Source organism: Acetobacterium sp. (genome assembly GCF_041752335.1).
Taxonomy (GTDB): Bacteria; Bacillota; Clostridia; order Eubacteriales; family Eubacteriaceae; genus Acetobacterium.
In genome coordinates this window covers 1-14,613 of sequence record NZ_JBGSHG010000083.1, presented here as the reverse complement: position 1 = coordinate 14,613, position 14,613 = coordinate 1, and the positions used below count along the sequence as shown (strand labels likewise).

The following is a 14,613-nucleotide window of genomic DNA, read 5'->3' as shown; positions in this document are numbered from 1 at the left end:
TCCTTTCTTCAAAATTTTTTCCCGATGTCATTACATTGATAGTTGTAGCGATAATATCACAAATATTTTACATCGTCAATTTTTTCGTTACATCTTATCGACTCTTAAGTTAAATCTCGTTCTCTTCATTTTCCTGTGTTTTTCCCTTTACATAACCCACGATGTCGACACAAATAGCGTAGTTTCCGTCAACTCGTGTTAAGTTACGATTATAGTAGGGGTCATTTTTAATATACTTTAACCAATGATCCTTCATATATTTAATCTCGCTGTTAAAACGCTTATATTTTGAATAGGTATCTTCGGCCCCCCGGGATTTTGATTCATAGTGATAGAGTTCGACATTGTGAAGCCAGACATTGAATTTTCCCGCTTCATAGAGTTTTAGACAGAAATCCACATCATTAAAGGCCACCGTCAGTTTTTCTTCAAAACCATTAACCCGGTCAAAATCTTCCCGTTTCACCATCATACAGGCAGCCGTCACCGAGGTGTAGTTATTCGTTGTGACCAATTTACCAAAATAACCATAATCGCCCCGGGGATAACCCACATGTCCATGTCCGGCAACGCCACCCATCCCCAGCAAAACACCGGCATGCTGAATGGTATTGTCAGGATAATACAGTTTTGCTCCGACTGCGCCAACATGTTCCTGCTGAGCGTAGCTGACCATCCGTTTCATCCAGCCTTTAGTGATAACCGTAATGTCATTATTCAGAAACAGCAGGTATTCGCCTTGTGATTCTTTAACGGCCAAATTATTGATTTGTGAAAAGTTGAAGGGGATATCAATCCGCACCACCTTAAACTGAGTTGGATATTTTTTTGTATAGTATTCAAATAATTTGAAGGTTTCTTCTTTTTCGCTGCCATTATCGGCGACGATGATTTCAAAATTTTCGTAAATAGTCTTCTCGAAAATCGAATCGATACAGGCTTTTAGGTCGGTGGCATTATCCCGGGTGGGAATAATCACCGATACTAAACCATTATTGACAATTTCGTACTCAATATTATAAACCCCAGGAAAGGCGCCATGGCTAACTGTGCCGTTAATCCCTCGTCGCTGCAGGGCATCTTCGAGGGATCTAAGGCCCGCTTCGAAGGCATAACCTTTTGACTCCGGATTAACCGCTGTGGAATTGCTGATCATCCGCCAGTGATACAAGATCTTCTGGATATGGAAAATCTTATCGGTTTTTTCCGTAAAACGAAGCACCAGATCATAATCCTGAGCGCCTTCATAACCTTTTCTGAAGCCACCGATTTGGTCGATAATGGTTTTGCGGTAAACGCCAAAATGACAGATATAATTGGTCGCCAGCAGAATGTCCGGCGCCCAATCCGTTTTGAAAAATGGCTGGCTGCGTTTATTGTCCTCACTTAACTTGTCTTCATCACTATAAATCAGATCCGCTTCCGGATGTTCGTTTAACAATTTAACCACTTCGTAGAGGGCAAAATCAGCCAAGGTATCGTCATTATCCAAGAGCCCCACAAACTCACCTGTGGCAATGGCCAGCGCCGAGTTAGAGGCTTCTGAAATATGGCCATTTTCTTCCCGATAGATCACCTTAATCCGCGAATCCAACATTTTGAATTCTTCCAGCAACGGTTTAATATGGGGGTCAGTAGAGCAATCATCGGCGATACATAATTCCCAGTTTTGGTAATATTGACTGCGAACCGAATCGATGCAGGCTCTGAGCCATTGTTCTTCTACATTATATACCGGCACTACGATGGAAACCTTAGGATTATAGGAAAAACTTTTAATTTCTGCCATGACCGTTTTGAGATCAAAATCTTCATGGACATCAATCCAGAAATCATAATTTTCCTGGTTTTTATATTTAAGTTCAAACTTTATTTTGCGGATGGTATTCTTCAGGCCGTTGCGACTAAAATATCCCATGGTTCGGGTTGTAATCCCAACCAGTCGTTTGGCATTAAACAGATTGGGCTGTTTAAGATAATCATAGTTCTTTTTTAAATTAATGGGAACAATGCGAATGTTGTTTTCATCCTTTAATTTAAGTTTCAGCTTTTCGCCATAGGTTTTTTCATCAAACTCAATAATAAAGCCAATCTTAGCGTCATCTGGCAGCGCATACTTGTTATTAACATCAATCCTGAAATCCCGTTTAAATTGAACTCCCGCCGCTTCTCTTCCCAACAAGTATAATTCGACCGGTTCTTTGGTTTTTGTATTAAAAGCCCATCCCTGAACTGTCGCACATTGACTCGCTTCATCCTTGACAATTTTGTCGATGAAATATTTTATTTCTTCCTGTTCAATAACTGATTTTTTTTCCATACCACTAACCTTTCTCTTTAATCCTATATTATTTCCCATTGATGTTCCATATGAACCAGACCTTCGGTAAAATAATCGGCCACAACCGAGATCACAAAAGCAGCTGTTTCGTAGTCCAGATTGACAATACTTTTATTCGAAAAAAGCCCGACATCCACTTCGTATTTTCCACCCAGCAACGGTAGCCTGGACACCACATAACGGACATGATGGATGCCCTTGGTTCGGGGAATCTTCACGCCATCCAAATGGGTGTTCGGCCCAAAGATATATTGACGGTCAATGGTATAAAAAGCCACTCCCACCAATGGTTCACTGGAAAGATCATCGTACAGCTCATACTCAATGTCGACACTAAAATCGTCAAAAGTGTTGAGGGTTTCGGTATTACAGCTAGTCGCGATGATTTTCCCCAGATGGGCATCAATTTCCATTTTTGGGGCCTCAGGATTTCCTTCCTCAAGGGCTTTCTGTTCCATCGATTCTTTTAGCATTTCGCTTTCGTACATATCAATAACGTGGGTAACCTCGTCGAACATCCGCATTTCGCCATGATCGATCCAGACGCCTTTGGTGCAAAACCGTTTGATTTGTTCAAGAGTATGGGAAACAAAAAGCACGGTTTTTCCCGAAGCCTTGAATTCTTCCATCTTATTGATACACTTAATCTGAAATTTTGCATCACCAACGGCCAGAACCTCATCGACAATGAGTATTTCCGGATCCACATTAATGGCCGTGGCAAAAGCCAGCCGCGCGAACATCCCGCTGGAGTAGGTTTTCACCGGCTGATAAATATATTCGCCAATTTGGGCAAAATTGACGATGTCATCTAATCGTTCGTCCATTTCTTCCTTACTATAGCCCATGATCAAACCATTCGCATAGATATTTTCAATGCCGGTATATTCCGGGTTGAACCCGGTTCCCAATTCCAAAAGGGCCGATACCTTCCCATCGACGCAAACATCACCCTTGCTTTGGGTCAAAACACCAGAAATGATCTTCAGCAGGGTTGACTTCCCTGATCCATTTTTACCCACAATCCCAATCGATTCCCCTTTTTTAATTTCCAGATTGATATTATTGAGGGCATAAAATTTATGATGATATTCCTTTTTCTTAAATAGGCTCATTGACTCTTTTAAGCGATCCATGGGTCGTTGATAAAGTTGATAGATTTTTGTAACTTCTTCTATTTTTATTGCCACATCTGACATAATTTCCTCCACTGATCCGTGATCAACATTTTTCTATAAGACATCAGCAAAATGCGGTCTTAATTTTCGATACACCGCGATGCCGATTAGTAGCAATACAAAAGAAAATCCCCAGAAGTATGCTGTCATAACCGGATGTTCCCAAAACCAGCCGGTTCCAAAAAAACTCTCCCGATATCCCTGGACAATATAATAAAGCGGATTCAGTTTGAGAATCCACAACAAGTTTGGCGGAAAGATGTTGACGTCCCAAAGAATCGGCGTTCCCCAGAAAAGCACCTGCATGCCGACATTGATAAATTGCAGAATGTCTGTAAAAAACGGCTGAAGGGAAGCTGTTACCCAAGTAAATCCGGTTAAGAAAACGATCAGACAGACCAGGTAGTAAATAATCTGGATAAAATGCAGGGTGATTGGCTGGCTGTATAAAAGCAGCATCACCACCGCAAAAGCAATAAAAAAGATATGGGTATACAACGAAGAGATGATTTTCACCGTCGGCAAAATTTTAATATTAAAGGTCACTTTTTTTACCAGATAACTGTATTCCCGGAAACAATTGGTTCCGTTAACCAGAGACTCCGAAAAGAAGAACCAGACAATGATACCCGTTATCAAAAACAAAATAAACGGAATCCCGCCGGTGGGAGAAGATTTCAGACCCACGTCAAACACAAACCAGTACACCGCAATGGTGACCGTCGGCTGAATAAAGGCCCACATAATACCCAAAAATGACCCGGCATACCGGGACTTAAAATCATTGATCGAAAATTTCCGGATCAGTTTTCGATTTGCATACAAATCTCTGATATAATCCATTAAATCTTTAAACAAGTACAAACTGACACCTCATTCTTATTTTTAAATGAAAAAGCACAAAAATTGTGCTTTTACTTTTACATCTATTCAACTTTTTCAGTTTATTTATTTTTTTCCGTACATATTTTCATAATACTGCTGATAGCCGCCAGACTTTACCTGTTCCAGCCATTCCTGATTACTTAAATACCATTCAATGGTTTCAACAATCCCCTGTTCGAAGGTGTAAGCTGGTTCCCAGCCCAGTTCGGCAGTTATTTTGGTATTATCGATGGCATAACGGCGGTCATGTCCCAGTCGATCTTCAACATAGGTAATCAGATCTTTACTGATTTGCGAACCATCATTATCAATCTGATATTTTCCTGAGCGCAGCATTTCGCCCACATTCTCAATAATCAGATTGACAATTTCAAGATTGGCCTTTTCGTTATTTCCGCCAATATTATAGACTTCCCCGGCCACGCCTTTTTCCAGGATGGTATCGATCCCACTGCAATGATCTTTGACATGCAGCCAGTCTCTGATCTGCATCCCATCGCCATAGACCGGCAAGCTTTTTAAGGCAACCACGTTGGAGATCATCAAAGGAATCAATTTTTCCGGAAAATGATAGGGGCCATAATTATTGGAACAACGACTGATAGTCGTTGGCAGCTTAAAGGTTTGTCCATAGGAACGCACCACTAAATCGGCACTGGCTTTGGATGCCGAATAGGGGCTGTTGGGAGCGATTGGTGTCGCTTCCGTAAACATCCCGGTTTTTCCCAGGGCACCATAAACCTCATCGGTTGATACCTGATGGAATCGAACATCTTCCCGATAGGTAGGATAGCCACTTTCATCTTTTCCGGTTTTCCAGTGATTTTTTGCCTCATCCAAAAGCACCAGGGTCCCCATCACATTGGTTTGCACAAAAATTTCCGGATCTTCGATGCTGCGATCCACGTGAGATTCGGCAGCAAAGTTCACTACCGTATCAAAATTGTATTGATCAAAAAGGTTTTTGACAAACGGTCGGTCAACGATATCCCCTTTGGCAAAAACATAATTGGGATTGTCTTCAATATCGGTTAAATTTTCCAGATTTCCGGCATAGGTTAACACATCCACATTAACTATTTTATAATCCGGGTGCTGATTGAGCATATATTTTACAAAGTTTGAGCCAATAAATCCGGCACCACCGGTGACTAATATTGTTTTCATGATTACTCCTTCTATCTATAAATACGATCTATTCAAATCTTAAGGACTCGCTGACCTCGCTTAAAAAAGGCAGCTGTCCGTCTTTTTCTGAAAGCAGCACTTCATCGATTGTTTCAAGCGGCCACTTAATCCCGACTGCCGGGTCATTCCAGCGAATCCCGCCATCGTATTCCGGGGCGTATAAATTGGTGCACTTATAGTTAAACACGGCTTCGTCAGAAACGACTAAAAAACCATGGGCAAAACCTTCCGGAATATAAAACATGGTCTTGTTTTCTTCGGTTAACAGCACCCCGGCCCATTGTCCATAGGTCGGCGAGCCATTCCGCAGGTCCACAGCGACATCATAAACCTCGCCCTTGGTTACCCGAACCAATTTTCCCTGGGAAAACTTGGTCTGGAAATGAAGCCCTCGTAAAACGCCCTTGCCGGATTTGGACTCATTGTCCTGTACAAACCGCATCGTTAAACCGGCATTGTGGAATTCTTCCTCGTTGTAGGTTTCCATGAAATAACCGCGGTGGTCGCCAAAAACGGATGGTTCAATAATCACCAATCCGTCAATTTTCGTTTTGATTACATTTATCTTCGCCATTATTCCGCCAACTTACCTTTGGAACATTGGATCAGATACTGACCGTAGGCGGTTTTCTTCAGTGGTTCCGCCAGTCTTAAAAGCTGCTCTTTATTAATAAAGTCACGTAAATAGGCAATTTCTTCAATGCAGGCGACATAAAGACCCTGTCTTTTTTGGATCGTTTCCACAAAATTGGAGGCCTCAATTAAACTGTCATGGGTTCCCGTATCAAGCCAGGCCATTCCCCGACCAAACAACTCTACCTTTAAATTACCCTGTTCTAAATAGGTCTCATTAACGGTCGTAATTTCCAGTTCGCCTCGTTCCGATGGTTTAATATTTTTGGCAATTTCTACCACCGTATTATCATAAAAATAAAGTCCTGGTACCGCAAAGTTGGATTTTGGACTTTCTGGTTTCTCTTCGATGGAGAGTACGGTTCCATCTTTGGCAAACTCAACCACGCCATAGCGTTCCGGATCTGTCACCGGATAGCCGAAGATCACGGCTCCGCTTTCGAGTTCCGCCGCTTTTCTAATGGTATCAGTAAAGCCATGACCATAGAAAATATTATCGCCTAATACCAGGGCCACATTGTCATCACCAATGAATTGTTCGCCAATAATGAAAGCCTCTGCCAGGCCATTAGGAGCTGCCTGTTCGGCGTAGACAAAATTCAACCCCAATTCTTCCCCGGAACCAAAAAGTCGTTCAAACATGGGCAGATCGTGGGGTGTGGAAATAATTAAAATATCTTTAATCCCGGCCAGCATTAGAGTTGCCAGTGGGTAATAAATCATCGGTTTGTCATAAATGGGCAGTAATTGTTTGGACACCGCCCGGGTGATCGGATAAAGTCGGGTGCCGGAACCTCCGGCTAAAATAATACCTTTCATAATTGCCTCTTCTCTTGTAAATTGTTTGCGCATTCCCGGCGTGTCATCGGCTTTGATGCCGATTTAAAGCCCCAGCTAGACCGACACGCGTTCGAATTCTGTCTTATTTTAAATTTTTCAGATATTCTGCCAGTGAAACCTGCCAGGATCTGAACTGATTCATCTGCAAATCATTTAAAGCCTTGTTTTCCAGCACTGAGTATTTGGGTCGCGGGGCCGGTCTGACAAATTGTTCTGAGGTTACCGGTTCCACGGGAATCTCAATTCCTGATAATCTGAAAATTTCGACGGCAAAATCATACCAGCTGCACTGTCCCTCACAGGTGCCATGGTAAAGCCCGTAATGATCGGTATGGATCAAATCAATGATCGCTGCCGCCAGATCGACGGTGCTGGTGGGCGACCCTACCTGATCATTGACAACCGTCAATTTGGGATGTTTTGAGGCCAGCTCCAGCATCGTTTTAACAAAGTTATTACCATCCCCGTATAACCAGGCGGTCCGGACAATAAAATATTTGGGTGTTGTTTCAGAAACGGCTTTTTCCCCCGCCGCCTTGCTTTCGCCATAAACGGTTTTAGGGTCGATGGGATCTGTTTCCAGATAGGGCCGCAACGCCCCATCGACTGTAATCCCGGCACCATCAAAAACATAATCAGTGGAAACCTGAACTAAAACAATATCCTGATCTCGGGCAATTTCGGCTAAATGCTTCGGACCGATGCCATTAATGGCCATGGCCAGGTCTTTCTGGGTTTCACAGCCATCCACATTAGTCAGCGCTCCGCAATTGATAATCACGGTTGGCTGCTCTTTGACAATAATCGCCATCATTTTTTCTTTATCGGTAATATCAAATTCGGGAATGTCATATCCCACATGGTCGATCTTTTTTTTCTCCAGCTGCCAGGTTAATTCCCGACCTAGCTGACCATTCGAACCGGTTAATAAAACTTTCATATTTCACCTTATTTCATCATTCTTGTAGTGTTTATATTCTCTCGTTCGTCACTATTTTTCTAGCTGTACCCCATAAAAATTCATTGTCATTATACTTTATATCCTTATAAAAGTCTATTTTTTTCTAGATTCTTTCAGGTTTTTAAGATTATCACTTTACCCATTTAAAACCACTTTTCTCATTTTTTCTTGTTTCCGTAGTATTATTCAATGTTTTTTTAAGCTAGTTTATGGTATTATTGATTGATATGATTATAGCTCGTAAATCGAAAGGAACCTTCATGAAAAAGAAAATAGTTTTAGTCACCCTATTTCTGATTGTCTCACTAATAGGCACCGGACTAGTATATGGCTTTAATACCCTTAGTCAGATAAATGAAATGGTTGCCGAACCCAAAATGGATGAGGCTCAATTAAATGTAAATAACGATCTGGATATCGATACCGTCAATATTGCCGTTTTTGGAGTCGACGGACGTAGTGACATTGAAGGAGATCGTACTGACACCATCATGATCGTTTCGATGGACTTTAGAAACGGAAACATCAAGGTCACCTCGGTGATGCGTGACTTGTTAGTTCAAATACCCGAAACCAAAGACACCTATGAAAGCCTTGATAAAATCAATGCGGCCTATTCCTACGGCGGGCCTGAACTGGCCGTTAAAACGCTGAATGAAAATTTTGATTTAAATATCAAGGATTATGTGATCGTCAATTTTGACGCCATGGTGGATACCGTTGATGCCCTGGGCGGAGTTGAGGTCAATGTGCAAAACGAAGATGTTCTGGAATGGACGAATAAATATATTGATGATGTCAACGATAAGGTTGGGAAAGCTGACCCTTATCTCGAAACAACCGGTGTGCAAACCATCACCGGCGTCCAGGCCCTGGCTTATGCCCGAAACCGTTTTAGTGATGATGACTTTTATCGGACCGAACGTCAGCGGGAAGTTGTCGGTCAAATTGCCGACAAAGCCTTCAATATCGATATGGCCACCGGCATCAGTCTGTTGAGCAAGGTTTATCCCTATATTAAAACCACCCTCTCAATCAGCGAACTGACAACCTATGCCAAGGCATTTTTAGAATCCCCGGACAAGCAATTTCTGGAGTTTCGACTGCCAACCGATACCCATGTAACAACAGCCATGATCAATAGCGTTTCCTATGTGGTCCCTAAAAGTCTTGCCGATAATGTCATTGCCCTTCATGCCTTTATCTATGGTCCTATCCAGCCGACCACGACAACCAATACAACTGCTACCAGTGGAAGTTCAACCACAGCAACGGATAGCAGCAGTTCCAACAGTACCTCAACCAGCACCGAAAATCGAACCAATGTCAGCAGTCCGACCACCAGTTCAAACTCCAGTACAGCGTCGGGAACCAGCGCCAGTTCGAGCACCTATAAAGCTTATGTACCTTCTGACCGGGTTCAGGAAATCAGTGATGCCATTGCCTACTATGCCGGCACTGGTTCCTCCTCATCCTATACCGAATCCAGTCCCAGTGACAGCAGCGATTATTCCGACACCACTAATTCGGGATCTTCTTATTCAAACACCGAACCTTCTGGATCGGGTTCTTCCGATAGTTCAAGCTCGTCTGGATCGGACTCATCCACTTCAGAAGACAGTTCTTCCGGTTCTGACTCCCGTGATGATACCACCGACTCCGGTTCTGACACTGATTCCGGAAGTGATTCCGGCTCATCGGATTCCGATTCAACAGTAGAAGAGAGTCCGGGCGACAGCACATCTACGGAAACTGATAATTAGTGCCTGGTAATTAGTTGCGACTTCCGGTTTCGAGAAATACTGTTTAAGCTGAAAGGCGTTATCCCAATTCATGGGATAACGCCTTTTATTAATTCTTTTCATTATATTTTTTTGCCGCCTAGTTAATGATCTTTACGTTTAAATTAAATCAGTTACCTGCTTTTTCAGCAATTCTTTTTTTGCGGTCGCTTCTGCCCGGGTTTTTCCGGTGACCGAGAAATAAATCTTAAGCTTGGGTTCTGTCCCCGAGGGGCGCAAAGCAAACCAGGAATAGTCATCAAAAACAAATTTTAGAACATTTGACTTGGGCAAATCAATTTCTTTTTTTGTTCCGGAAATTATATCATTGCTTATGCCCGCTTCATAATCGTTAAAATTAATCAGTTTGGTATTTGCAAAACCCGGGAAGCTGACTGTTCGGAATTTTTCCATAATCGCAGAGATTTTTGTTTTTCCCTCAATACCTTCAAGGGTCAAGGCAACCACATCTTCAATGAAATAACCATGTTTCTCATACAAATCAATCAGGGCTTCATACAGCGTCTTGCCCTGTTTTTTATAGTAGTCAGTCATCTCACAAACCAGGGCTGACGCCACTACCGCGTCTTTATCGCGGGCGTAGTTTCCCGCCAGATAGCCATAGCTTTCTTCGTAACCAAAGGCGAAGGTATAATCGCCGGTTTTATCAAACTCAGTCATCAATTCGCCAATGTATTTAAAACCGGTCAGCACATCTAATACTCCCGCGCCATGGGATTTTGCCACAATCCCGCCCAATTCACTGGTGACGATTGTCTTAATCACCACCTTATTCTCAGGCAGAGCGGTTCGCGTTTTCAGATAATAATCAACCAGCAGGGCGCCGGTTTGATTGCCGGTAAAAACTTCAAACTCGCCTTTTAAATTTCGACCAACCACACCAACCCGATCACCATCGGGATCGGTGCCAATAATGATATCCGCATTTTTTTCTTCGGCCAATGCCATTGCCAGGACGAATACCGACGGATCCTCAGGATTTGGGTAAGGTGCTGTTGTAAAATCGCCATCGGGCAATTCCTGTTCTGGTACCACAATCACATGCTGATAACCCAATTCGGTTAAAACCCGACGCACCGGCTGATTGCCCGAACCATGGAGCGGGGTATAAACAACTTTCAATTCACTGTTGGGATTGGGCCTGCAAATGGACGTCACAGCTGCCGTAAAGGCATTATCCATTTTTTCACCGACCATCTTAATGATTTTCTGATTGAGACCTTCCGCTAATGTCATAATCGGAATATCAAATATATCCGTTATTTTTGCAATTTCTGCGATCAAGGCATCGGCTGAGGCCGTTACCATTTGCCCGCCGTCGGATCCATAGACCTTGTACCCGTTGTATTCCTTGGGGTTATGGGATGCCGTAATGACAATGCCACCGGCGGCTTTTAGATCACGCACTGCAAAAGACAGTTCCGGGGTTGGCCGCAGCTCTTCAAAAAGGTAGGCAGCAACGCCCATTTTGCCCAGCACCCCCGCCGCGGTTTCGGCAAATTTTCTGGAATTGTGGCGGGAGTCATAGGCAATGACCACACCCTTTTCCCAGTTTTGAATGTCCTGCCGCAACAGGTGTTTTCCCAGGCCATAGGTTACCTTGGCGACGGTGTAAATGTTCATACGGTTATAACCGGCACCCATCTTCCCCCGCATTCCCCCGGTGCCAAATTCCAGGTCGGTATAAAAACGATCTTCAATTTCTTTTTCATCGGTGATGGCTTCCAGCTCCTGACGGAGTTCTCCATCGAGTTCCGGCTGATCTAGCCAGTTTTGATATGCTTTTTGATAGTCCATTATTTTCCTTTCTCCAATCCTGTAAGAATGATCACAAATGACCAGGGCGTCAGACCTCTCCCCCTGCAATCTGTATAAACTGCTTATTTATCATTCAACAAGGTTTCTAAATATCGTTTGAAATCTGCACCCAGTTTGTCATCCCTTAACCCAAATTCAACAGTGGCCTGAAGAAAGCCCAGCTTGTCTCCAACATCATAACGTTGACCGACAAAATCATAGGCAAACATTTTTTCCCGGCCCGCCAGGGCTTTGAGTCCGTCGGTGAGTTGAATTTCGCCTCCGGAACCCTTACCAGTGTGCTCCAGCACATCAAATATTCCCGGGGTAATGATATATCGTCCTAAAATAGCCATCGTCGATGGGGCCTTGCCAATCGCCGGCTTTTCAACCAGATCATCAACTTGATATACCCGTTCCCCAACCGCATTCCCGGAAACAATACCATACTTATTGACCTGGTCGGGAGCGACCTGCTGAACTCCGATTACTGAGGCGCCATATTGATCATAGACGTCCACCATTTGTTTGAGTGCCGGGTTTCCATCATTATAAACAATATCATCTCCCAGCACCACAGCAAAAGGTTCGTCACCCACAAATTCTTTGGCACAAAGCACGGCATGTCCCAGCCCTTTGGCTTCTTTCTGCCGCACTGAGAAGATTTTCGCCATCTTGGTGATGGCCTCCACTTGCTCCAGCGCCGCAGTTTTTCCAGCGGCTTTTAACAGGGCTTCCAGTTCCGGCACCCGATCAAAATGATTAATGATACTTTCTTTGTTTCGTCCCGTGATAATCAATATTTCTTCGATTCCTGAAGCAACAATTTCTTCAATAATATATTGGATTGTGGGTTTATCAACAATCGGCAGCATTTCTTTAGGCGTCGATTTCGTAATTGGTAAAAATCGGGTACCCAGACCTGCTGCCGGAATAACCGCTTTGCGTACTTTTTTCATCTTATTTTATCTCCTTTTCTGGAATCCCCAGGCCTAAATATATGAAACCTTTTGGTGGTTCTTCTCCGAACAGATTTCTAAAATCAAAGAAAAACCGATCCTTCATGGCCCCGCGAACCCGCTCCTGATCCATCCCTTTAAATTCCCGCCAGCTGGTAATGAGCACTATCGCGTCAGCATCCTGGGCCGCTTCATACACGTCATGACAATAGGTAATCTCATCCTTTTCGTTGTGCAACCGCCATTTGGCTTCCTGATTCCCTTCGGGACAATAAATCTTGATTCTGGCTCCGTCGGCTACCAGTCCCTTGACAATATTAATCGACGGGGCTTCCCGCATATCGATGGTTTCTGGTTTGTAGGACAATCCTAAAATGGCAATGGTTTTTCCTTCCAGATTACCCATAATCCGTTTTATTTTTTCCACCATTTTGTTCTTTTGTTTCTCATTGGCCTGGATGGCACCTGTGAGCACCATAAAATCCTCGCCATAGGCTTTGGCAATCTCCACCAGGGCCTTGGAATCCTTGGGCAGGTCACTGCCGCCGTATCCCGGCCCGGCATCCAGATAGCCTTTCCCAATCCGCTCGTCACGACCCATGCCGTTGGAAACATCGAGGATATTAGCATTGGCATTTTCGCAAAGCAAAGCCATCTCATTGATAAAAGAAAGCTTCGTTGCCAGAAAGGCATTCACTCCGTATTTGATCATTTCGGCGCTCTGAGGATCAGTAATCATATAGTTTTCTTCCCGGACATGAAGGCTATCATAAACACTTTTTAAGCGCTCCACCGCCGCCGGCGAATCCGATCCGATCACCACCATATCCGGTACCAGACAATCCTTGATCATCGAGCCTTTGCGGGCAAAATCCGGGTTGCTGATAACATCAAAGGGAATATCCACCTCCCGATCGTCCAGCGTTGTTTGGATGGTTTGTCTGATAATTTGGCAGGTTCCCGGCGGCACGGTTGATTTAATGACTACGGTTACATAGGCTTCCATATGATTGCCAATGCTTTGAGCAATCGGCTTCATAAACCGAAGATCAGGAAAATCATGATCATTGGTCGGCACCTCACAGGTAATAAAAATAATTTCACTTCTTCTAATGGCATTTTGAATATTTGAACTAAAGCTTAACCGACCACTTGAAACTGAAGTCGAGACCAATGCTTTTAAACCCGGCTCATAAATCGGCATTTCACCCTCAGTGAGCATATTGATTGTTTCTTCATCTGTGTCGACACAGATGACATTCACTTCCGAATCTGACAAAACAGAACCATAGGTAATCCCTAAAATACCCAGGCCAATTATACAAATATTCATTCCTTATCCTCCGTTTGTAATGGTTTTGTTATTAATTACCATTACATCACTGTTTAATCTTTATTTTATCCTTCATCGATTGACACACAATGCCCTAACTTTCAACCTAAATTATAGCACAGAAAAAGGGTCTTTAAAACACTTGCCCCAAAAAACCCCAATAAAAAAAGAAAGCCAGGATTCGCAAGGAATCGCAGCTTTCTTTTATTAACTATAAATTATTAGCTATAAATCTTTAAATTATAAACCTTCTTTTGAATTGATACGAGCAATTGCTCTTTCCAAAGCTGCCTGAGCTCGAGCCGAGTCATACTTATCGTCCTTAAGACGTTGTAGCGCCCGCTCTTTTGCTTCCTGAGCCCGTTTAAGATCAATTTCTTCCGGCCATTCCGCAGCATCGGTTAAAATAATGGTTTCTCTGGGATTAATCGTGGCAACGCCCCCTAAAAGGGTGCCGCATTTACTTTTTTTATCGCCAAAAATTATATTAAAGGAACCAATGGCTACGGTGGTGGTCAGCGGGGTATGCTCTGCAAGCACAGCAAACTCCCCTTCTGTTCCCCGGATGACAATACGCTCGATATCTTCATCGAAAAAGATGCCGGTTGGAGCAATGATTTTTAATCTGAAAGTTTCAGCCATTAAAACTCACCTCAACTAACCTTTTATTTTTTTTGCTTTAGCAACTGCGTCTTC

12 protein-coding genes are annotated in these 14,613 nt (G+C 43.3%); 1 reads left to right on the top strand and 11 read right to left on the bottom strand.

Going from position 1 to position 14,613, the window contains the following annotated elements; translation table 11 throughout:
- Nucleotides 1-109: 109 nt before the first annotated feature.
- The 7 genes from ACEW8F_RS10780 to rfbD all read right to left on the bottom strand — a co-directional run bounded on the left by ACEW8F_RS10780 (nt 110) and on the right by rfbD (nt 8,005).
- Nucleotides 110-2,320: a glycosyltransferase gene (locus tag ACEW8F_RS10780; protein WP_373483472.1), complete on the bottom strand. Its 2,211-nt coding sequence runs from the start codon at nt 2,318-2,320 to the stop codon at nt 110-112.
- Between the two features lie 23 nt (nt 2,321-2,343).
- Nucleotides 2,344-3,540, bottom strand: coding sequence for an ABC transporter ATP-binding protein (locus tag ACEW8F_RS10775; RefSeq protein ID WP_373483471.1), 1,197 nt, complete (start codon nt 3,538-3,540; stop codon nt 2,344-2,346).
- Nucleotides 3,541-3,573: 33 nt separating this feature from the next.
- Nucleotides 3,574-4,383 (bottom strand): ABC transporter permease, encoded by an 810-nt coding sequence (locus ACEW8F_RS10770; RefSeq protein WP_373483470.1) that lies wholly within the window; start codon nt 4,381-4,383, stop codon nt 3,574-3,576.
- Nucleotides 4,384-4,467: 84 nt separating this feature from the next.
- Entirely contained in the window at nt 4,468-5,571 is a 1,104-nt protein-coding gene (gene rfbB, locus ACEW8F_RS10765) for a dTDP-glucose 4,6-dehydratase (RefSeq protein WP_373483469.1), read from the bottom strand.
- A 28-nt stretch (nt 5,572-5,599) separates the two neighbouring features.
- Nucleotides 5,600-6,166: a dTDP-4-dehydrorhamnose 3,5-epimerase gene (gene rfbC / locus ACEW8F_RS10760; RefSeq protein WP_373483468.1), complete on the bottom strand. Its 567-nt coding sequence runs from the start codon at nt 6,164-6,166 to the stop codon at nt 5,600-5,602.
- A complete protein-coding gene (rfbA, locus tag ACEW8F_RS10755; protein ID WP_373483467.1) occupies nt 6,166-7,044 on the bottom strand; it encodes a sugar nucleotidyltransferase in 879 nt (292 codons plus the stop codon). Before rfbA ends, rfbC begins: the two co-directional genes overlap by 1 nt.
- A gap of 103 nt (nt 7,045-7,147) precedes the next feature.
- The gene (gene rfbD / locus ACEW8F_RS10750; RefSeq protein ID WP_373483466.1) at nt 7,148-8,005 is read right to left on the bottom strand and encodes a dTDP-4-dehydrorhamnose reductase; all 858 of its coding nucleotides are present in this window, start codon (nt 8,003-8,005) and stop codon (nt 7,148-7,150) included.
- A gap of 281 nt (nt 8,006-8,286) precedes the next feature.
- On the opposite strand from rfbD, the gene ACEW8F_RS10745 reads away from it, so the two are divergent.
- Nucleotides 8,287-9,789, top strand: coding sequence for an LCP family protein (locus ACEW8F_RS10745; protein ID WP_373483465.1), 1,503 nt, complete (start codon nt 8,287-8,289; stop codon nt 9,787-9,789).
- Nucleotides 9,790-9,927: 138 nt separating this feature from the next.
- Here ACEW8F_RS10745 and ACEW8F_RS10740 read toward each other — a convergent pair whose 3' ends face one another.
- The 4 genes from ACEW8F_RS10740 to atpC all read right to left on the bottom strand — a co-directional run bounded on the left by ACEW8F_RS10740 (nt 9,928) and on the right by atpC (nt 14,559).
- A complete protein-coding gene (locus tag ACEW8F_RS10740; RefSeq protein WP_373483464.1) occupies nt 9,928-11,625 on the bottom strand; it encodes a phospho-sugar mutase in 1,698 nt (565 codons plus the stop codon).
- 83 nt (nt 11,626-11,708) lie between these two features.
- The gene (galU, locus tag ACEW8F_RS10735) at nt 11,709-12,584 is read right to left on the bottom strand and encodes a UTP--glucose-1-phosphate uridylyltransferase GalU (protein WP_373483463.1); all 876 of its coding nucleotides are present in this window, start codon (nt 12,582-12,584) and stop codon (nt 11,709-11,711) included.
- Nucleotide 12,585: 1 nt separating this feature from the next.
- The gene (locus ACEW8F_RS10730; protein WP_373483462.1) at nt 12,586-13,917 is read right to left on the bottom strand and encodes a UDP-glucose/GDP-mannose dehydrogenase family protein; all 1,332 of its coding nucleotides are present in this window, start codon (nt 13,915-13,917) and stop codon (nt 12,586-12,588) included.
- Between the two features lie 240 nt (nt 13,918-14,157).
- Nucleotides 14,158-14,559, bottom strand: a complete 402-nt coding sequence (atpC, locus tag ACEW8F_RS10725) for an ATP synthase F1 subunit epsilon (RefSeq protein ID WP_373483461.1) — start codon at nt 14,557-14,559, stop codon at nt 14,158-14,160.
- Nucleotides 14,560-14,613: the final 54 nt, after the last annotated feature.

Coding starts and splice junctions, on each gene's coding strand:
- atpC (WP_373483461.1), bottom strand. CDS start 14,559: ATGGCTGAAACTTTCAGATTAAAAATCATTGCTCCAACCGGCATCTTT.
- ACEW8F_RS10775 (WP_373483471.1), bottom strand. CDS start 3,540: ATGTCAGATGTGGCAATAAAAATAGAAGAAGTTACAAAAATCTATCAA.
- galU (WP_373483463.1), bottom strand. CDS start 12,584: ATGAAAAAAGTACGCAAAGCGGTTATTCCGGCAGCAGGTCTGGGTACC.
- rfbD (WP_373483466.1), bottom strand. CDS start 8,005: ATGAAAGTTTTATTAACCGGTTCGAATGGTCAGCTAGGTCGGGAATTA.
- rfbA (WP_373483467.1), bottom strand. CDS start 7,044: ATGAAAGGTATTATTTTAGCCGGAGGTTCCGGCACCCGACTTTATCCG.
- ACEW8F_RS10730 (WP_373483462.1), bottom strand. CDS start 13,917: ATGAATATTTGTATAATTGGCCTGGGTATTTTAGGGATTACCTATGGT.
- ACEW8F_RS10745 (WP_373483465.1), top strand. CDS start 8,287: ATGAAAAAGAAAATAGTTTTAGTCACCCTATTTCTGATTGTCTCACTA.
- ACEW8F_RS10740 (WP_373483464.1), bottom strand. CDS start 11,625: ATGGACTATCAAAAAGCATATCAAAACTGGCTAGATCAGCCGGAACTC.
- ACEW8F_RS10780 (WP_373483472.1), bottom strand. CDS start 2,320: ATGGAAAAAAAATCAGTTATTGAACAGGAAGAAATAAAATATTTCATC.
- rfbC (WP_373483468.1), bottom strand. CDS start 6,166: ATGGCGAAGATAAATGTAATCAAAACGAAAATTGACGGATTGGTGATT.
- rfbB (WP_373483469.1), bottom strand. CDS start 5,571: ATGAAAACAATATTAGTCACCGGTGGTGCCGGATTTATTGGCTCAAAC.